Source organism: Amycolatopsis japonica (genome assembly GCF_000732925.1).
GTDB lineage: Bacteria > Actinomycetota > Actinomycetes > Mycobacteriales > Pseudonocardiaceae > Amycolatopsis > Amycolatopsis japonica.
The window spans coordinates 885,191-903,307 of the sequence record NZ_CP008953.1 but is presented as its reverse complement, the minus strand read 5'-3'; the positions used below and the strand labels follow the sequence as shown (position 1 = coordinate 903,307).

Annotated in this window: 17 protein-coding genes; 10 read left to right on the top strand and 7 right to left on the bottom strand. The window is 68.8% G+C overall.

Going from position 1 to position 18,117, the window contains the following annotated elements:
• Nucleotides 1–133 precede the first annotated feature (133 nt).
• Together AJAP_RS04540 and AJAP_RS04535 are read left to right on the top strand one after the other, a co-directional pair.
• Nucleotides 134–583 carry a pyridoxamine 5'-phosphate oxidase family protein gene (locus tag AJAP_RS04540; RefSeq protein WP_038508399.1) on the top strand — a complete coding sequence of 150 codons (450 nt, stop codon included), beginning with the start codon at nt 134–136 and terminating at the stop codon, nt 581–583.
• A gap of 38 nt (nt 584–621) precedes the next feature.
• Nucleotides 622–1,368, top strand: a complete 747-nt coding sequence (locus AJAP_RS04535; RefSeq protein ID WP_038508396.1) for a potassium channel family protein — start codon at nt 622–624, stop codon at nt 1,366–1,368.
• Here AJAP_RS04535 and AJAP_RS04530 read toward each other — a convergent pair.
• The 3 genes from AJAP_RS04530 to AJAP_RS04520 form a co-directional block, all read right to left on the bottom strand.
• Nucleotides 1,325–3,217: an acyl-CoA dehydrogenase family protein gene (locus AJAP_RS04530; RefSeq protein ID WP_038508394.1), complete on the bottom strand. Its 1,893-nt coding sequence runs from the start codon at nt 3,215–3,217 to the stop codon at nt 1,325–1,327. The two genes, AJAP_RS04535 and AJAP_RS04530, sit on opposite strands and share 44 nt — an antisense overlap.
• Nucleotides 3,218–3,282: 65 nt before the next feature.
• Nucleotides 3,283–4,638 carry a glycoside hydrolase family 28 protein gene (locus tag AJAP_RS04525; RefSeq protein ID WP_038508393.1) on the bottom strand — a complete coding sequence of 452 codons (1,356 nt, stop codon included), beginning with the start codon at nt 4,636–4,638 and terminating at the stop codon, nt 3,283–3,285.
• Nucleotides 4,639–4,707: 69 nt separating this feature from the next.
• Nucleotides 4,708–5,268 (bottom strand): hypothetical protein, encoded by a 561-nt coding sequence (locus AJAP_RS04520; protein WP_038508390.1) that lies wholly within the window; start codon nt 5,266–5,268, stop codon nt 4,708–4,710.
• Nucleotides 5,269–5,424: 156 nt separating this feature from the next.
• On the opposite strand from AJAP_RS04520, the gene AJAP_RS04515 reads away from it, so the two are divergent.
• On the top strand, nt 5,425–5,901 hold the full coding sequence (locus AJAP_RS04515) for a hypothetical protein (RefSeq protein ID WP_038508388.1): 477 nt from the start codon (nt 5,425–5,427) through the stop codon (nt 5,899–5,901).
• Here the strand turns inward: AJAP_RS04515 and AJAP_RS04510 are convergent.
• Nucleotides 5,882–7,900: a thioredoxin domain-containing protein gene (locus AJAP_RS04510; protein WP_038508386.1), complete on the bottom strand. Its 2,019-nt coding sequence runs from the start codon at nt 7,898–7,900 to the stop codon at nt 5,882–5,884. The genes AJAP_RS04515 and AJAP_RS04510 overlap by 20 nt on opposite strands.
• A gap of 64 nt (nt 7,901–7,964) precedes the next feature.
• Between AJAP_RS04510 and AJAP_RS04505 the strand changes: the two genes are divergently transcribed.
• Both AJAP_RS04505 and AJAP_RS04500 read left to right on the top strand, forming a co-directional pair.
• The gene (locus AJAP_RS04505) at nt 7,965–9,332 is read left to right on the top strand and encodes a 3' terminal RNA ribose 2'-O-methyltransferase Hen1 (protein ID WP_038508383.1); all 1,368 of its coding nucleotides are present in this window, start codon (nt 7,965–7,967) and stop codon (nt 9,330–9,332) included.
• The gene (locus AJAP_RS04500; protein WP_038508380.1) at nt 9,329–11,821 is read left to right on the top strand and encodes a polynucleotide kinase-phosphatase; all 2,493 of its coding nucleotides are present in this window, start codon (nt 9,329–9,331) and stop codon (nt 11,819–11,821) included. Before AJAP_RS04505 ends, AJAP_RS04500 begins: the two co-directional genes overlap by 4 nt.
• Before the next feature lie 72 nt (nt 11,822–11,893).
• Here AJAP_RS04500 and AJAP_RS04495 read toward each other — a convergent pair whose 3' ends face one another.
• Nucleotides 11,894–12,229, bottom strand: a complete 336-nt coding sequence (locus tag AJAP_RS04495) for a hypothetical protein (RefSeq protein ID WP_038508378.1) — start codon at nt 12,227–12,229, stop codon at nt 11,894–11,896.
• Nucleotides 12,229–13,122, bottom strand: coding sequence for a mycothiol conjugate amidase Mca (gene mca, locus AJAP_RS04490; RefSeq protein ID WP_038508375.1), 894 nt, complete (start codon nt 13,120–13,122; stop codon nt 12,229–12,231). The genes AJAP_RS04495 and mca overlap by 1 nt, the downstream gene beginning before the upstream one ends.
• A 146-nt stretch (nt 13,123–13,268) precedes the next feature.
• Between mca and AJAP_RS04485 the strand changes: the two genes are divergently transcribed.
• From AJAP_RS04485 to AJAP_RS04475, 3 genes are all read left to right on the top strand, one after another.
• The gene (locus AJAP_RS04485; RefSeq protein WP_038508373.1) at nt 13,269–13,724 is read left to right on the top strand and encodes a DUF4307 domain-containing protein; all 456 of its coding nucleotides are present in this window, start codon (nt 13,269–13,271) and stop codon (nt 13,722–13,724) included.
• Between the two features lie 199 nt (nt 13,725–13,923).
• The gene (gene greA, locus AJAP_RS04480; RefSeq protein ID WP_016337198.1) at nt 13,924–14,424 is read left to right on the top strand and encodes a transcription elongation factor GreA; all 501 of its coding nucleotides are present in this window, start codon (nt 13,924–13,926) and stop codon (nt 14,422–14,424) included.
• 80 nt (nt 14,425–14,504) lie between these two features.
• A complete protein-coding gene (locus AJAP_RS04475) occupies nt 14,505–15,308 on the top strand; it encodes an MBL fold metallo-hydrolase (protein ID WP_038508370.1) in 804 nt (267 codons plus the stop codon).
• 260 nt (nt 15,309–15,568) lie between these two features.
• Here AJAP_RS04475 and AJAP_RS04470 read toward each other — a convergent pair whose 3' ends face one another.
• Complete coding sequence (locus tag AJAP_RS04470; RefSeq protein ID WP_038508367.1) at nt 15,569–16,042, bottom strand: Lrp/AsnC family transcriptional regulator; 474 nt, start codon at nt 16,040–16,042, stop codon at nt 15,569–15,571.
• 122 nt (nt 16,043–16,164) lie between these two features.
• Here AJAP_RS04470 and hppD point away from each other — a divergent pair, with 122 nt between their 5' ends.
• Nucleotides 16,165–17,364 (top strand): 4-hydroxyphenylpyruvate dioxygenase, encoded by a 1,200-nt coding sequence (gene hppD, locus AJAP_RS04465; RefSeq protein WP_038522379.1) that lies wholly within the window; start codon nt 16,165–16,167, stop codon nt 17,362–17,364.
• Between the two features lie 199 nt (nt 17,365–17,563).
• Nucleotides 17,564–18,109, top strand: coding sequence for a YbaB/EbfC family nucleoid-associated protein (locus tag AJAP_RS04460; protein WP_038508365.1), 546 nt, complete (start codon nt 17,564–17,566; stop codon nt 18,107–18,109).
• The last annotated feature ends 8 nt before the right edge of the window (nt 18,110–18,117 follow it).

Below are 18,117 nucleotides of genomic sequence, written 5' to 3'. Positions count from 1 at the left end.
CCCAAGTACGTCACGTACGTCAAGTACGTGCATGTTCACGCGATCCCGTGACCAGGACGGACACAAGCGTGTTCCCTCTGGCACAAGAAAGTGCCTTCTTCCGCGCCCTCGCCGTGCCAGCCATGATCACCGCATGGCCAAGAACGCACCGCCCCGCCGCCTCGACGACGCGGCCCTCAGCGACTTCCTCGCCGGACACACCTTCGGCGCCCTCGCGACCGTCAAGCGTGATGGCCGCCCGCATCTCTCCACCGTCGTCTACACGTGGGACCCGGAGACGCGCGAGGTCCGGATCAGCACGACCGAAGACCGCCTGAAGGTCAAGCAGCTCCGCAACAACCCGACCGCCTCCCTGTACGTCTCCAGCGCCGATCACTGGAGTTTCGCCGTCGTGGAAGGGAAAGCGGAACTCTCCGAAGTCACCCGGACACCCGGCGACACGGCAGGCCTCGAATACCTGGCGGCGCAGCGGCAGAAGCCCGACGACGAGGCGGAGTTCCTCGAGACCATCGCGGCCGAGCGAAGGCTCTACATCACCCTCAAAACCGACAAACTCTATGGAACGGCCCTCGACATCGCTTAACGTACGCACCTGGGAAAGGCCAGGTGAGGAGACGTTCGATGTGGGAAAAGCGGATGGAGTGGCCGCTCAACGCCGCCGCCGTACTGTTCCTGGCCGCGTACGCCTGGCCGATCCTCCAGCCCTCGCTCGGGCACACCGGGCGGGTCTGGTGCGAGGTCGTCACCTGGCTCGCGTGGGCGGTCTTCGCCCTCGACTACGCCGTCCGCCTCAAGCACGCCGAGGACAAACGGGTCTTCCTGAAGAACAACGTCTTCGACCTGCTGATCATCGTGCTCCCGCTGATCCGGCAGCTGCGGCTGCTCCGGCTGGTCACGGTGCTCAACGTCCTCAACCGCAACGCCGGCCTGTCGCTGCGCGGGCGCGTCGTGGTCTACACCGTGGGCGCGACGGCGCTCATCGTGTTCTGTTCGGCGCTCGCCGTGCTCGACGCCGAGCGCGCCGTGCCGGACGCGCCGATCACCGACTTCCCGGACGCGGTGTGGTGGTCGATCACGACGATCACCACGGTCGGCTACGGCGACCGCTACCCCGTCAGCGGCACCGGCCGGATCGTCGCGGTCGGGCTCATGGTGGCGGGGATCGCCCTGCTCGGTGTGGTCACCGCGACGCTCGCGTCGTGGCTGATCCGCCGGGTGACCGAAGCCGACGAGAACGCGCAGGCCGTGACCCGCGAGCATCTCGACGAGCTGACCCGCGAGGTCAAGGCGTTGCGGGCCGAGCTCGCCGAGCAGCGCGCCGAGGTCAGTCCCGCAGCATCGGAGCCGCTAGGTACGGCTCGGGGATAGCGAAGGCGTCCACGAGGGTCCGCGCGTGCGGGCGCAGGTCGGCGCACAGCGCGTTCACCGCGGCGGTGACGGCCTTCGAGCGCCCGGACGTCAGGCGTCCGTGTTCGAGGAACCAGCCGCGATCCGCCTCGATGTTCGCGAGCGCGTAGAGGTCGCAGACCCGCTCCAGCAGCTCGCGGGCCTCCGCGTCGGCACAGCGTTCGATGGCGTCGACGAACGCTTCCAGCACCACCCGATCGACGTGCGCTCGTCCGGCGCGCAGCACGTGGTCCTGCGCGTCGTTAAAGACGCCGAAGGGGTCCGAACCCGCCTTACGCAGACGCTGCGCGACGCCGCCGAGGACGTGCTCTTCGCGGTCTTCGAACAGCTTCAGGTGCCATTCGCGGGAGTAGAGGACGTCGCCGTCGTCGGCTTCGGTGAGCCGCTCAACGACCTTGCGCGCGGACGTCCGTTCGATCACGGCCTCGACGAGCTGCTCCGCCACGAACCGCGCGGTCGCGAGCGGGCTGAGGTCCTGGAAGTGGTCCTTGTAGCTGGTCAGCAAACCCTTCGCGACCAGCTGCAGCAGCACGGTGTTGTCACCCTCGAAGGTGGTGAAGACGTCCGTGTCGGCCTTCAGCCCGGCGAGCAGGTTCTCCGAGAGATAGCCGGAGCCGCCACATGCCTCCCGGGCCGCCTGGATGGTCGCCGTCGCGTGCCAGGTCGAGACCGCCTTGATGCCGGCGGCGCGCGATTCCAGCTCTCGCTGCTCCTCCTCCGGCGCGTCCTCGGCGATGTCGTGCAGCTTCGAGACGAGCCCTTCCTGCGCGAAGTGCAGGGCGTACGACGTCGCCAGCGCGGGCAGCAGTTTCCGCTGGTGGGCGCGGTAGTCGAGGATCACGACCTCCTCGCCGTCGGGCCGCGCGAACTGCCGCCGCTGCTCGCCGTAGCGGATGGCCAGCGCCAGCGCGCGTTTCGTCGCGCTGCCGGCGCTGCCCGCGACGCTGACGCGGCCGCGGCCGCGGATGAGCGTGCCGAGCATCGTGAAGAACCGGCGGCCGTCGCTTTCGATCGGGCTCGTGTACGTCCCGTCCTCGGCGACGTCACCGAAGCGGTCGAGCAGCGCCTCGCGCGGAATCCGCACTTGGTCGAACGTGAGCCGTCCGTTGTCGACGCCGTTGAGGCCCGCCTTGCGGCCGCAGTCCTCGATCTCGACGCCGCGCGCCTTCTCGCCGCGGATCGGCACCAGGAACGCGTGCACCCCGCGTGACTCGCCACCGGTGATCAGCTGCGCGAACACCACGGCGAGTTCGCCGTCGCGGGCGGCGTTGCCGATGTACTCCTTCATCGCGCCGCGGTCCGGCGTGTGCACGACGAACTCGCGCGTCGCCGGGTCGTAGGTCGCGGTGGTGCGCAGATGCTGGACGTCCGAGCCGTGCCCGTGCTCGGTCATCGCGAAACAGCCCAGCAAGTCCAGATCCTTGATGTCGCGCAGATACCGCTCGTGGTGGCGTTCGGTGCCGAGCAGCTGCACGGCGCCGCCGAACAGACCCCATTGGACACCGGCCTTCACCATCAGCGAGAGATCGCCGAAGCCCAGCATCTCGAACGACGTCAACGCGCCGCCGACATCTCCGCCACCGCCGTACGCCGGGTCGAAGCCGAGCCCCGGCCGGTCGGTGCGGGCGAGCAGCCGCAGCCATTCGAGCACCTGGACGCGATGCGTTTCGGTGTCGACGTCGACAGGGTCTTCGAAGACCTCCGCGGCCATCTGCGCGCGCACCGCGCGGCGGAGCTCGGCCCACCGTCCATCGAGGACGGTGGTCAGCACGTCCGGGTCGATCTTCGCGGGAAGTCCTGGTGTGTCCACGATTCCTCCGATGCGGTGCGGTCTGCGTTCAGCCTGCCGCACCGCATCGGGAAGCGCAGGACGAATCAGACCGGTTCCCCGTTGATCGTCGTGTTCTCGAACCGCAGGTCGTCGACGTGTTTCAGGGTGTTCTCCGTGTTCGCGACGCCGTCGAAGCGGCAATCGCCCACCCGCAGCCCCCGAACGTGTGAGTTGGGCAACCCTCGGACATTGAACGCCGCCAGCCCGCATTTCGTGCTGCTGGAACGACTGAGGGTGAACGGTCCGAACCGGGGGACGTACGCGCCCGTCTGTCCGTTGTAGTCCGGCAGCACGTACACGACCGAGCGGACGAACGTGCCGGAGACGCTGTCAAGGTTGACGTTCTCGGTGAATCCGCCGCGCAACGTGTTCGACTTGACGTACAGCCCGTACTTCGTCTCGCCGGTGACGGTGAGCTTGTGCGCGTAGACGTTCCGGATGCCGCCGGTCTGTTCGCTGCCGCAGGTGATCGCGCCCCAGTTGCCGTCCATCACGCAGTTCGCGACGACGATGTTCTGGCACGGCACGCCGATCCTGCGGCCGTCGGCGTCCCGGCCCGATTTGAGCGCGATGTTGTCGTCGTGCGCGCCGAGGTGGGAGTTCACGATCACGACGTGGTCGCAGGACTCCGGATCGCAGGCGTCGGTGTTGGAATGCGCGGTGCTCGCGTCCGTGCGGACGCCGTCGATCGTGACGTTCCGGCAGAGCGTGGGATGCAGCTGCCAGAACATCGGGTTCTTCAGCGTGATCCCTTCGATGAGCACGGTGTCGCACGAATACGGTTCGACGAACGTGGAGCGCATGGCGTGCCCGGAGCCGGGGACGATCCGCCGCTCGGGCGGAATTCCCTTGGCCACCAACGATTCCAGGTACTCGCGATCCTTGCCCTTGTTCCAGGACGCCGTGCCCGCCGCGTCGAGGGTGCCCTTCCCGGTCAGCGCGATGTTGGATTCCCGGTACGCGTAGATCATCGGCGACCGGTTCACGCACTCGATGCCCTCGTAGCGGGTGAGCACGTTCGGGAACTTCGAGGCGTCGGAACCGAAAGCGAGCACGGCGCCCGCCGCGAGATGCAGGTCGACGTTGCTCTTGAGGTACACCGCACCGGTGACGAAGGTGCCCTTCGGCACGACGACGCGTCCGCCGCCGCGCGCGTTGGCCGTCTCGATCGCCTTCCTGATCGCTGCGGTGTTGTCGGTCTTCCCGTCACCCTTGGCGCCGAAGCCGAGCACCGAGAACGTCCGGTCCGGGAAGACCGGCCGTTTCGTCCGCGCGACGATGTCTTCGGCCGCGGGCCAGGGAAGGGCCGGGGCCGCCGAGGCCGTGGGCGCGAGCAGTGGGCTCGCGGCCACCACGAGACCGCCCTTGATCAGCCAACGCCGGGAGAATCTGCCGTCCATGACGCCTTCTTTCGCAAGAGGACTTCGGTGAAGACGGCGGAATCCCGACTCTACGGGCGGACCCCGGCCTCAGGAAAGATCCGGTCCCTGTGAGCGGAGATCGTCGACCTTGGTCATCGCCTCCCGAAGCTCGGCGAGCCAGGCGTCCGCGTGCTCCCCGACCAGCCGGACGGCCCAGGCGAGCGCCTCCGACCGCGACCGGGCGACGCCCGCGTCGACGAGGGTGTCGAGCACCAGGCGTTCCGGCTGCCGCAGCCTGGTCATGACCGGCGCCGAATGCGTGGTGAACAGATGCCGTGTGCCGCCGAGGCTCGCGCCCCACGCGACCTTGCGCTGATAGCGGTGCTCCGCCTGGCGCGCGATCTCGATCCGCTCGTCGCGGGTCTCCTCGCGGAACCGGCTGATCCGGCCGTCCTCGGCCGCCGCGCGGGCCGCGTCGTCGGCGTACTCGCCGGTGAGCGGCTGGAGTTCGCCGACGATGACGATCTCTTCGCGATCCACCGTGACTTCGGGGTCGCCGGTGAACCAGCCTTCGGGGAGTCTGCCGCCGAACCACGCGGCCGCGTCGTCCGCCGCCGGGATGTCCGCCTGCTGCCAGCCGCCCCGGCCTTTCCAGCTTCCGCGTCCCATCTGACCCGCCTCCTCGATTACATGATTACAACGCTACCGACGCTACGCCCGCAGCGACAGAAACTCACGCGTGTTCTCCCCCGGCGAAAACCCGGGGCAACCTGATGACCTGCGCGGACGTGTTCCCACCAGCAGCCGACGAGGAAGGGGAACCTCATGCTGAAGAAGGTCATGATCGGCGCGCTCGTGCTCGGAGCCGCGCAGCTGGCGGTGGTCGCGCCGGCCGCCGCGACCACCGATCCCAGCTGGTATCTCGGCCCGACCCCGCTCGGGCCGGGCGAGCAGATCTACGCCGAAACCAGGGCGGGCGCGGGCGGGTGTGTCCCGAAAGGCCCGGTGACGTCTCCGGGGCTCGCCGAGCCGATCGGCTGGACCATCGGCGGGAACTTCGGGAAATACGGCGGGTACGGGCGCGTGGTGAAGAAGCCCGGCAAATACGTCGCGACGCTCAACTGCACCGACGGACGCAAGTCGACCCGGACGTTCACGGTGACGGGAGTCCCGCCGTCCAGCACCACGAAGCCGCCGAAACCCACTCCGAAACCGAAGCCGAAGCCACAGGTCACCGTGAAACCGGCAGGCGCACCGCAGACGGGCGGCGGTGCCTTCGCCCCTATGTCGTGGGACTGGTGAGCTGAGACCGCAGTTCCTCGGCGGTGGTGACGGGCCGCTCGCACACGTACCCGCGGCACACGTACGCGGCGGCGGTGCCGTCGACCAGCGGCCGATCGGCCAGCAGCGGCACCCCTTCGGCATCCGGGGTCCCGCTCACGACGACGGCTCCGTCCGGCAACGACGCGACGGCCGCGGCCAGCAGATCCGCGCGTGAAGCGGCATCCGGGCCGACGACGGCGACCTGCACCGGTCCGGCGGCGGCCGCTTCGGCCACGGTGAGCCAGTGCCCGGCGAACCGCGGCGCGTGGGCGGCGAGCCGTCCCGCCCGGGCGAGCGCCTGCTCGGCCGCCTCGCGATAGCGGCCCACCCGGTCGTGCCCGGCCAGCACGGACGCGGTCAGCAAGGCGTTCGCCAAGGCCGAGGCTCCCGACGGGCTCGCGTTGTCGGTCGGGTCGGAAGGCCGCTGCACCAGGACTTCCGCGTCGTCGGCGGTGTCGTAATAGGCACCCGTCGAGTCGGGGACGCCGAAATGGGTCAACGCGAGGTCCAGCAAGGTGATGGCGTCGGCGAGCCACCGCGGCTCGCCCGTCGACTGGTGGAGTTCGAGCAGTCCTTCGGCGAGGCACGCGTAGTCCTCCAGCACCCCCGCCGTCGTGCCGACGACGCCGTCGCGGGAGGTCCGGCGCAGGCGTCCGGCCACGAAATGGGTGTCCATCAGGAATGCCGCCGCGCGAGCCGCCGCTTCGATCCACTGTGGACGATCGAGCCGCGAGCCCGCTTTGGCGAGCGCGCCGATCGCCAGCCCGTTCCAGGCGGCGATCACCTTGTCGTCGCGGGCGGGCTGGGGGCGCTCGTTCCGCGCGGCCAGCAACGCGCGGCGGACTCGCTCATAACGCGTTTCGTCCTCTGGATGCGGTTCGCGCAGCCGCAGCGTCGAGGCGCCATGCTCGAAATTGCCCCGCTCGGTCACCTGGAACAGCTCGGCCGCCCAAGCACCGTCCTCCTCGCCGAGCACTTCGGCGAGCTGCGCGGGCGTCCAGACGTAGGTGAGCCCTTCGACGCCATCGGTGTCCGCGTCGAGCGACGCGGCGAAACCGCCCTCGGTCGTCCCGAGGTCGCGCAGCAAGAACTCCGCCGTCTCTTCGACCGCCCGCCGTGCGTACTCGTGCCCGGTCACGCCGTGGAACTGCGCGTAGAACCGCAGGAGCAAACCGTTGTCGTACAGCATCTTCTCGAAATGCGGCACTTCCCAGCCCGCGTCGACCGAGTACCGCGCGAACCCACCCGCGAGCTGGTCGTTCAGGCCGCCCAGCGCCATCGCCTCGGCGGTGTGCTCGACCATGGCGAGGTCGGCACCGGTGCGCTCGTGGTGACGGAGCAGGAAGTTCAACGCCATGGTCGGCGGGAACTTCGGCGCTCCCCCGAATCCGCCGTTCCCGGTGTCGAACTCCTTGCGCAGCGTGGCGACCGCGGCGTCCAGCGCCGCACCGTCCACAACGGACTCGGGCAGCGGCCCGCTCTTCTCCGTGAGGTGGGCGATGATCTGCCGGGCGCCGGAACGCAGCTCGTCCGGCCGCTCGCCCCAGGCCTCGGCGACCGCGACGAGCAGCTGCGAGAACGACGGCATCCCGGGCCGCGGCGACGGCGGATAGTAGGTGCCGCAATGGAACGGCTCCCCTTCCGGCGTCAGGAAGCACGTCATCGGCCAGCCGCCCTGACCGGTCATCGCCTGCGTGGCCGCCATGTACACCGAGTCGATGTCCGGGCGCTCCTCGCGGTCCACCTTGATGTTGACGAAGTTCGCGTTCATCAGCGTCGCGGTGGCTTCGTCCTCGAAGGACTCGTGCGCCATGACATGGCACCAGTGGCAGGCCGCGTAGCCGACCGAAAGCAGGATCGGCACGTTCCGCCGTTTCGCCTCGGCCAGCGCCTCCTCGCCCCATGGCCACCAGTCCACCGGGTTGTCGGCGTGCTGCAGCAGGTACGGACTGGTCGCGGCCTTCAGGCGGTTCGACATGTCACCAGGGTCGCATGCGGGAAAAGCGGGGGCGCGGAGCGGCGGTCTGCGCGACACTCGTCCGGTGCTCCTGACCATGACCACCACCCGGAACCCGGCCACCGACCTCGGCTTTCTCCTGCACAAGCATCCGGAGAAGGCGCAATCGCTCACGCTCTCGGCCGGGACGGCGCACGTCTTCTACCCGGAGGCGGCCGACGAGCGCTGCACCGTTTCCCTGCTGGTCGAGATCGACCCGGTCGACCTCGTGCGCGGCGGCGGCACGTCGCTGACCCAGTACGTCAACGACCGCCCGTACGCGGGCGGCTCGTATCTGGCGGTGGCGCTGCGGGCCGCCTTCACCACGGCGCTGGCCGGCCGGTGCGCGAACCGGCCGGAGCTGGTCGACGAGCGTTTCCCGCTGGAGATCCGGGTCCCGTCGCTGACCGCGCGCGGCGGCGCAGAGGTCGTCCACAAGCTCTTCGAACCGCTCGGCTGGCAGGTCGAGGCGAAGGTCGTCCCGCTCGATCCCGAATTCCCGCAGTGGGGCGATTCCCGCTACGTCGATCTCCGGCTGACCGGCACGCAGCGTGTCGTCGACGCGTTGCGGCACCTGTACGTGCTGCTGCCCGCGCTCGACGGCGACAAGCATTACTGGATCGGCCAGGACGAAGCGGACAAGCTGCTGCGCGTCGGTGAAGGCTGGCTCGCCGGGCATCCGGAACGCGACCTGATCACCAACCGGTACCTCGAACGACGTCGCCCGATCGTCTCGTACGCGCTCGACCGGCTCGCCGAGGCGGACGACGTGCCGGCCGAAGCCGAGGCCAGGGTCACCGAGCAGCCGGACCGGCCCGAACCGCTGGCCGTCCAGCGTCAGGGCAGTGTGCTCGCGGCGCTCCGGGCGGCGGGCGCACGGCGTGTGCTCGACCTCGGCTGCGGTGGTGGCGCGTTGCTGCGCGTGTTGCAGAAGGAGCCGTCGTTCACCGAGATCGTCGGTGTCGACGTTTCCGCGAGCGCACTCGACATCGCCGAAAAGCGACTGAAGGACAAGTCGCGAATCACCCTGAAGCAGTCCGCGCTGACCTACGCGGATCCGTCGCTGGCCGGCTACGACGCGGCCGTGCTGATGGAGGTGATCGAGCACGTCGACGAGGAGCGCCTGCCCGCGCTGGAGCACGCCGTGTTCGGGGTCGCCGCGCCGCGCACGGTGCTCGTCACGACGCCGAACGCCGAGTACAACCGGCACTTCGAATTCCTCGAAGAAGGCCGGTTCCGGCACGCCGACCACCGTTTCGAGTGGACACGCGAGCAGTTCCGTACGTGGGCCGAAGGAGTCGCGGCACGGCGCGGCTACGACGTCCGCCACCTGCCGGTGGGACAGGAGTCCCAGGAATCAGGACCGCCGACCCAAATGGCGGTCTTCACGTCTCGAAAGGAGGCCGTGGCATGAAACTGACCATTCCCGACATGTCCCTCGTCGTGCTCGTCGGCGCCTCCGGCTCCGGCAAGTCGACCTTCGCGCGGACGCATTTCGCGCCGACGCAGGTGCTGTCCAGCGACTACTTCCGCGGCCTGGTGGCCGACGACGAGAACGACCAGAGCGCCTCGGGCGCCGCTTTCGACGTGCTCCACTACGTCGCGGCGAAGCGGCTCGAAGCGGGACGGATCACCGTCATCGACGCGACGAACGTCCAGCGCGCATCGCGGGCGAGCCTGCTGAAGCTGGCGAAGGAGTACGACGTCCTGCCGACGGCGATCGTGCTGGATCTGCCCGTGAAGGTCTGCCAGGAACGCAACGAGGCCCGGCCGGACCGCGATTTCGGCGAGCACGTCGTCCGGCGTCAGCGCGGTGAACTGCACCGCTCGCTGAAGTCGTTGGAGCGCGAGGGTTTCCGTCGTGTGCACGTGTTGCGGAGCGAGGCCGAGATCGCCGAAGCGGAGATCGTCGTCGAGCCGCTGCGCAACGACCGTCGCGACCTCACCGGACCGTTCGACGTCATCGGCGACGTCCACGGCTGCCGCGAGGAACTGGACGAACTGCTCGTCGAACTGGGCTACGTCGACGGCGTGCACCCGGAGGGACGGACCGCGGTGTTCGTCGGCGACCTCGTCGACCGCGGCCCCGACACCCCGGGCGTACTGCGCCGCGTGATGGCGATGGCCGAGGCGGGCAGTGCGCTGGTCGTCTGCGGGAACCACGAACAGAAACTGGTCCGCGCGCTCAACGGGCGCAAGGTCAAGACCACGCACGGCCTCGCGGAGTCGCTGGAGCAGCTTTCCGCGCAGGACGAGGACTTTCGCGCGAAGGCGCACGCCTTCTGCGAAGGGCTCATCGCGCACTATGTCCTCGACGGCGGCAAGCTCGTCGTGGCGCACGCAGGCCTGCCCGAGAAGTTCCACGGACGCGCGTCCGGCCGGGTGCGGAGCACCGCGCTCTACGGCGACACGACCGGCGAGACCGACGAGTACGGCCTGCCGGTCCGGTTGCCCTGGGCGCGCGACTACCGCGGCAAGGCGATGGTCCTCTATGGACACACGCCGACGTTGGAGCCGGAGTGGATCAACGGGACCATGTGTCTCGACACGGGCTGCGTGTTCGGCGGCAAGCTGACCGCTTTACGTTATCCGGAGCGGGAAGTCGTCTCGGTGAAGGCGAAGAAGGTCTGGTACGAGCCCGCCCGGCCGCTCGAACCGGCGCGGCCGTTGGGTGGACGCGAACCCGCGGTGCTGGAACTGGGCGACGTCACCGGGAAGCGGATCGTCGAGACCCGGCACCACGGCCGGGTCGGGGTCTCCGCCGAGCAATCGGCGGCGGCACTCGAGGTGATGAGCCGTTTCGCCGTCGACCCGCGCTGGCTGCCGTACCTTCCGCCGACCATGGCGCCGTGTTCGACGTCCGCCACGGACGGCTACCTGGAACATCCCGAGGAGGCTTTCGCCGAGTTCCGCGCGGCGGGTGTCGATCACGTCCTGTGCGAGGAGAAGCACATGGGTTCGCGGGCCGTCGTGCTCGTGTGCCGTGACGACGACGTGGCTCCCGCGCGGTTCGGGATCCCGGGACCCGGCGCGGTCTACACCCGCACCGGCCGTCCGTTCTTCAGTCCGGACCAGAACGCGCGGCTGCTCGCCGATGTGCGGGAAGCGGCGTCGGAACTGTTCGAGGAGCTGGACACCGGCTGGCTGCTGCTCGACACGGAGTTGCTGCCGTGGAGCGCGAAGGCCGGTTCGCTGATCTCGGGCCAGTACGCGGCCGTCGGGGCGGCGGCGCAGTCCGTGCTGCCCGCCGCCGTCGCTTCACTGGACGCGGCCGCGGCTCGCGGGATCGACGTGTCGGAACTGTTGGCGCGCACCAGGACTCGCGAGTCCACTGTGGACGCGTACCGGCAGGCGTACCGGCGTTACTGCTGGCCGACCGACGGCCTCGACGGTGTCCGGCTGGCGCCGTTCCAGATCCTGGCGTCGGAGGGACACGCGTACCACGACCGGCCGCACGAGTGGCACCTTGCGCTGCTGGACCGGCTCACCGGCGACCGGTTCACCCGCACGCGGACGCTGGCCGTCGACACCACCGACCCGGCGTCGGTGACACGCGGCGTCGCATGGTGGCTGGAGCTGACCGGCGCGGGCGGCGAGGGCATGGTCGTCAAACCGGCGGCGAACCTGACGCGCGGCGCGCGCGGGTTGGTTCAGCCGGGGGTGAAGGTGCGCGGACGCGAGTACCTGCGGATCATCTACGGGCCGGACTACACGCTGCCGGAGAACCTCTCGCGCCTTCGCAAGCGGGGTCTCAACCGGAAGCGGGCGCTGGCGTCGCGCGAGTACGCGCTGGGGCTCGAGGCGCTGGAGCGGCTGGCGCGCGGGGAACCGCTGTGGCGGGTGCACGAGTGCGTGTTCGCCGTGCTGGCGCTGGAGTCGGATCCGGTCGACCCGCGCCTCTGACGCGCTTCGGAAATGCTATGAAAGGTCCTTTCCTTGCGAAATTTGCAAGGAAAGGACCTTTCATGGCAGCGCTCAGTCGGACTTGGCGGTCGGCTTCTCGGCCTTCGCGACCGGCTCGCTCTCGGCCTTCGGGGCTTCGGGAGCCTCCTCGGCCGAAGCGGGAACCTCCTCCGCGGGAGCGGCGGGCTCGTCGAAGCTCTCCGGCAGCCGCTTCAGGTGCTTGGTCATCGACCGCACCAGCAGCGCGACGGCGATCAGGAACAGGATCAGGATCAGGAAACCCACCGGCGACGACTTGCCGAAGTCCTCACCTTGGCCGCCGTTGTCGCCGTTGCCGGGCTGCTGCGCCAGGAACTGCGACGACACCGTCACCGGAACGACGGCGAACGCCGGCACCACGAAACTCATTAGCCCTCCTTCAAGCCGGCGAACAGATCGTCCTCCGGCAGGGTGCTGTCCACCAGTGAGCGGACCAGCTCGTACTCCTCGGTCGGCCAGACCTCGCGCTGCAGGTCGCGCGGGACGGCGAACCAGCGGCTGTTCGGGTCGATCTGGGTGGCGTGCGCCTTGAGCGCCTCGTCACGCTGCTCGAAGTACTCGCCGCATTCGACGCGCGTGGTCACCCGCTCCATGACGTCGGCCTTGTCCGGGTCCCACGACTTGAGCCACTCCTCGTACGGCGACTCCAGGCCGCGCGCGAGCAGGCCCTCGTGGAACACGGTCATCCTGGCGCGCGAGAACCCGTGCACGTAGTACAGCTTCATCGGCTGCCACGGCTCACCGGCGTCCGGGTACCGCTCCGCCTCGCCCGCGGCGTCGAAGGCCGCGACCGAGATCTCGTGCGTGCGGATGTGGTCGGGGTGCGGATAGCCGCCGTTCTCGTCGTAGGTGACGATCACGTGCGGGCGGAACTCGCGGATGACCTTCACGAGCGCACCGGTGGACTCTTCGAGCGGGATGACCGCGAACGAGCCCTCGGGGACCGGGGGAAGCGGGTCGCCTTCAGGCAGACCCGAGTCGATGAACCCGAGCCAGGTGTGGCTCACGCCGAGGATCTTGGCCGCGCGGGCCATCTCCTCCCGGCGGATCTCGGTCATGTTGGTCAGTACTTCGGGACGGTCCATGGCCGGGTTCAGCACACTGCCCGCTTCGCCACCGGTGCAGGTCACGACCATGACCTCGTGCCCCTCGGCGGCGTACTTGGCCATGGTGGCGGCACCCTTGCTCGACTCGTCGTCGGGGTGCGCGTGCACCGCCATCAGGCGGAGGCGTGACTTCGGCGGTTCATCGGCAGACACCATGCTCCGAACGTCCCCTTCTCGTTCCCTATTCCCCTCCAGACCCTGCCTGACGGCTCGCCCGGCCGGGCGCGGATACTCGAGGGGAACCACTCGCATACGACCCCATTGTCCCTGCGAGCACGACGACACCAACCGGGAGGCCCGGGTTGAGCACGGGACAGGACGCTCCCACCGCGGAAAGCACCCGGATGGACGTGCCGGGAGACCGGTACGGCAAGACCCGCTCCGCGAAGCCCGCCCGCTGGCGGCGCCTGGTGTTCGCCCTGGTCGCGCTGCTGGTCAGCGGCGGGATCGCCTATGTCGCGTACACGAACTTCGGCAGCGCGCCCATCGAGGGCGAACGCGTCTCGTTTGACGAGAAGCCGGGCGACGCGATGGAGATCACCATCAACGTGACCAGGGACGATGTGAACCGTCCCGGTGTGTGCGTCGTCCGGGTCCGTGACAAGGCGGGCGCGGAAAGCGGCCGTAAAGAGGTCCTCGTTCAGCCTGGTTCGAAGAACAGCCGGGTGACGACCACCATCAAGAGCATCGGAAAGCCGGTCACGGCTGATATCTTCGGATGCTCATACGACGTACCACGGTACCTGTCAAGGCCATAGCGGCCAACGGGGTGAAACAGGCGCCCAACGCCGAGGCGCGACCGAATTCCACCGGCGGCGATACCTCGCGCCGTGTTACTCTGATCTACCGGCACGGCCCAAGACGGGCCGTGTTTTTCCTTTATCTCAGCCAGGCCGGCGCGCCATGCCGGTCCGGTGGCCGGCTTGTACACCCAAGCCTGGCAGGCCCTACTAGGAGATGGTGACCGTGAGCGACACAAAGGTGACCTGGCTGACCCAGGATGCCTACGACAGGCTCAAGCAGGAACTCGACCACTACATCGAGCTCCGCCCGGTCATCGCTGCGAAGATCAACGACAGCCGGGAAGAGGGCGACCTCAAGGAGAACGGCGGCTACCACGCCGCCCGTGAGGAGCAGGGCCAGCACGAGGCCCGCATCCGCCACCTCCAGGAGCTCCTCCGCTCGGCCAAGGTGGGCGAGCCGCCCGCCAACGACGGCAGCGCCGGACCGGGCAAGGTCCTCACCGTGCGTTACGACGGCGACGACGAGGACGAGAACTTCCTCTTGGCGACCCGTGAAGAGGGCACCGAGGGCGACCTGGACGTCTACTCGCCGGAGTCCCCGCTCGGCAAGGCGCTGCTCGGCGCCAAAGAGGGCGAGACCCGCGAGTACGAGCTGCCCAACGGCAGCATCCAGAAGGTGACGCTCGTCAAGGCCGTGCCGTACACCGGCAAGTAGCCTCCCGCGCGCCCGGCTCCCATGGCCGGGCGCGCATATGAGCCGTTAGCGTGACCTCCGGAGAATTCTGGAGGGAAACGATGAGCGAACTACCCATCTGCGTCGCCTGCGGCATGCAGTACGCGGAACCCCGGTCGGACTGCCCGATCTGCGAGGACGAACGTCAGTACATCCCGCAGGCCGGACAGCGCTGGACCGATCTGGACACCGTCCGCGCGAGCGGGACGTACCAGGCACGCATCGAGGAGCAGGGCCCCGGCCTCATCGGGGTCGGGTCCACTCCCAACTTCGCCATCGGCGAGCGCGCACTGCTGGTCAAGGCCGAATCCGGCAACTTCCTGTGGGACTGCGCGGGCTTCATCGACGACGACCTCGTCGCCAAGGTCCGTGACCTCGGCGGCCTCACCGGCATCGCGATCAGCCACCCGCACTACTACACCACCATGGTCGAATGGGCCCACGCCTTCGACGTGCCGGTCTACCTGCACGAGGGCGACCAGCAGTGGATCGGCAGGCCGGATCCGGCGATCAAGCTGTGGAGCGGGACGACCCTCGACGTCGCCCCCGACCTGCGGCTCATCAACCTCGGCGTGCATTTCGCCGGCGGGACCGTGCTGCACTGGCCGGGCGGGGAGAACGGCCGCGGCGCGGTGCTCTCGGGCGACATCCTGCAGGTCATCCCGGACCGCCGCTTCGTCGGCATGATGTACAGCTACCCGAATCTGATCCCGGAGCGCCCCGAGGTCGTCCGCCGCGCGGCCGAACTGCTCGAACCGTACGCGTTCGAGGCGATCTACGGCGCCTGGTGGGACGCGATCATCCGCACCGACGGGCACGAGGCGGTCCAGCGGTCGGCGAAGCGGTACCTGAGCCAGGTGGGCTAGCTCCTCGCCGGCTTCGTGGTCCATGTGGCGACGCCGCGAAAGCCACTTTCGCAACGTTGAAAGTTGCGAAAGTGGCTTTCGCAACGCGCCCCGGCGGATCGCCCCGCCCAGCCGACGACGCTGTGCCCTTTGGGCTGACCAGCGCCCCAGCCGTCGACGGGGCACGTCGCGAAAGCCACTTTCGGGACATCAGATGTCCCGAAAGTGGCTTTCGCAACACAGCGCCGACCGTTCAGGAACGCGCCGGGATCCGTCACCGCCTAGCTCCTCGCCAGCCGTTCCAGCAGCGGCCGTACGCGCGGCGGAACCGGCGTCGACAACGCGATCGACGTCGACGTCCGCCGCACGTACGGCGCGCCGACCACCTCGTCCACCACCCGCTGCAGGTCGTCGTTGTTGCGCGCGACCATCCGCACGAAAAGGTCGCCCTGCCCGGTCGTCGCGTGGACCTCGCAGACTTCGTCGATGGCGGACAGCGCCTCCGCGACCTCGGCCCGGCGGCCCTGCGCGATCTCCAGGACGGCGAACGCGGTGAGGCCGTATCCCATCGCCGCGAGGTCTAGTTCGGGCGGGAACCCGCCGAGGATCCCGCGTTCGGTCAACCGGTCCAGCCGCGCCTGCACGGTGCCCCGCGCGACGCCGAGACGGCGGGCGCATTCGAGCACGCCGAGCCGGGGCGAGTCGGTGAGCAACAGCAGCAGCCGCGCGTCCAGTGCGTCGAGCGCTTCCGACATCGAGCCTTCCTCCTGAACAGGTTGTCCACTTTGACTGCGCGCACCCTGCTTCGACTGGTCATAGTGCGCAGTGAAATCTTTGACCGTTGCACATTTTGTCACGTGCTCCGATGCTTCAGGGCATGACGCACACAGTGGAACCCCAGGGTGCTCTTGACGACGTGAGCTACGACCAGCTGCGTCAGCTCGTCGGCCTCGTCGACCACGACTCTTCGACCGACCCCTTCCCGGTGAAGTCGATGGACGCGGTGGTGTTCATCGCGGGCAACGCCACGCAGACCGCGTGGTTCTACCAGGTCGCGTTCGGCATGCAGCTCGTCGCGTACTCCGGCCCGGAGACCGGCCACTTCGACCGTAAGTCGTTCGTGCTGAAGTCCGGCTCGGCCCGCTTCGTGATCACCGGCGGTGTCCAGCGCGACTCTTCGCTGCTCGACCACCACCGCCGCCACGGCGACGGCGTGATCGACCTCGCGCTCGAGGTCGCCGACGTCGACCGGTGCATCGAACACGCCCGCTCGCAGGGCGCCACCATCCTCGAAGAACCGCACGACGTCTCAGACGAGCACGGCACCGTGCGCGTCGCCGCGATCGCGACCTACGGCGAGACCCGCCACACGCTGGTCGACCGGTCGAAGTACACCGGCGTCTACCTGCCGGGCTACGAGCCGCGCGAGAGCAGCGTCGTCCGTCCGGAAGGCGCGCCGAAGCGGCTGTTCCAGGCCGTCGACCACTGCGTCGGCAACGTCGAGCTCGGCAAGATGGACTACTGGGTCGACTGGTACCACCGCGTCATGGGCTTCGTGAACATGGCGGAGTTCGTCGGCGACGACATCGCGACCGAGTACTCGGCGCTGATGAGCAAGGTGGTCTCCAACGGCAACCACCGCGTCAAGTTCCCGCTCAACGAGCCGGCGATCGCGAAGAAGCGGTCGCAGATCGACGAGTACCTCGAGTTCTACGGCGGCGCCGGCTGCCAGCACATCGCGCTGGCCACCAACGACATCGTCGCGACGGTGACCGCGATGCGCGCCGCGGGCGTCGAGTTCCTCGACACCCCGGACTCCTACTACGACGACCCGGAGCTGCGCGCGCGGATCGGCGAGGTGCGGGTGCCGATCGAGAAGCTCAAGGAGCACCGCATCCTGGTCGACCGCGACGAGGACGGCTACCTGCTGCAGATCTTCACCAAGCCGATCGGCGACCGCCCGACGGTGTTCTACGAGCTCATCGAGCGGCACGGTTCGCTCGGCTTCGGCAAGGGCAACTTCAAGGCCCTGTTCGAGGCCATCGAGCGTGAGCAGGAGCGTCGAGGCAACCTCTGACCCCGGCAGTTCGCAGGGCGTGAAAGGGCTCTTCATCGCACTTTGTGCGGTGGAGGGCCCTTTCGCTACGTGACGGGGCCGACTTTGTCGGCGGTGGGTGGTACACCGGACGGGAACTAAACTTCGAGCGCACCCGGAACCGGAGACCTCTCCGGACCGTCAGTGTGAAGACGTCAGCACGCAGCTTGGAAGGGTCCCGATGCCGGACAACGTCGACGCCAGCGAACGCATGGTGGACAACTGGACGAAGCAGATCCAGGAGACCGCCGCGCGCTATCAGGCGATGGCCGCCCGCATGCAGGGTCAGACCGTGACCGAGCGGTCGAAGGACAACACCATCGAGGTCACCATCGACTCGAAGGGCCTCCTCACGAACCTCGTCATCTCCGAAGCCGCGAGCGGCAAACGGATGGCGGAGGTCTCGTCGCAGGTCATGCGCCTCGTCCAGCTCGCGCAGTCGCGGATCCCGGAACTGCTGCAGGCGGCGATGGCCGAGACCGTCGGCACAAGCGACGAGACGGCGAACAGGGTGATCGCGGAAGCGCAGAGCACCTTCCCGGAGGCTCCGCCCGAGGAGAACCTCGCACCGCCGGAACCCGAGCGGCACCACCGCTTCGGCCCGGAGGACGACGAGCCCTCGCAGGCGAACCCGCCCCAGAACCCACCTCAGCCGAAGCCGATCCCGCGCCGCCGCCGCACGCAGGACGACGATGACGACGACTTCGGCGGCAGCATCCTTTCGTAGACGTCCAT

Coding starts and splice junctions, on each gene's coding strand:
- hppD (WP_038522379.1), top strand. CDS start 16,165: ATGACGCACACAGTGGAACCCCAGGGTGCTCTTGACGACGTGAGCTAC.
- AJAP_RS04540 (WP_038508399.1), top strand. CDS start 134: ATGGCCAAGAACGCACCGCCCCGCCGCCTCGACGACGCGGCCCTCAGC.
- AJAP_RS04495 (WP_038508378.1), bottom strand. CDS start 12,229: ATGAGTTTCGTGGTGCCGGCGTTCGCCGTCGTTCCGGTGACGGTGTCG.
- AJAP_RS04520 (WP_038508390.1), bottom strand. CDS start 5,268: ATGGGACGCGGAAGCTGGAAAGGCCGGGGCGGCTGGCAGCAGGCGGAC.
- mca (WP_038508375.1), bottom strand. CDS start 13,122: ATGGTGTCTGCCGATGAACCGCCGAAGTCACGCCTCCGCCTGATGGCG.
- AJAP_RS04525 (WP_038508393.1), bottom strand. CDS start 4,638: ATGGACGGCAGATTCTCCCGGCGTTGGCTGATCAAGGGCGGTCTCGTG.
- AJAP_RS04510 (WP_038508386.1), bottom strand. CDS start 7,900: ATGTCGAACCGCCTGAAGGCCGCGACCAGTCCGTACCTGCTGCAGCAC.
- greA (WP_016337198.1), top strand. CDS start 13,924: ATGGTGACCGTGAGCGACACAAAGGTGACCTGGCTGACCCAGGATGCC.
- AJAP_RS04515 (WP_038508388.1), top strand. CDS start 5,425: ATGCTGAAGAAGGTCATGATCGGCGCGCTCGTGCTCGGAGCCGCGCAG.
- AJAP_RS04535 (WP_038508396.1), top strand. CDS start 622: ATGTGGGAAAAGCGGATGGAGTGGCCGCTCAACGCCGCCGCCGTACTG.
- AJAP_RS04500 (WP_038508380.1), top strand. CDS start 9,329: ATGAAACTGACCATTCCCGACATGTCCCTCGTCGTGCTCGTCGGCGCC.
- AJAP_RS04475 (WP_038508370.1), top strand. CDS start 14,505: ATGAGCGAACTACCCATCTGCGTCGCCTGCGGCATGCAGTACGCGGAA.
- AJAP_RS04470 (WP_038508367.1), bottom strand. CDS start 16,042: ATGTCGGAAGCGCTCGACGCACTGGACGCGCGGCTGCTGCTGTTGCTC.
- AJAP_RS04460 (WP_038508365.1), top strand. CDS start 17,564: ATGCCGGACAACGTCGACGCCAGCGAACGCATGGTGGACAACTGGACG.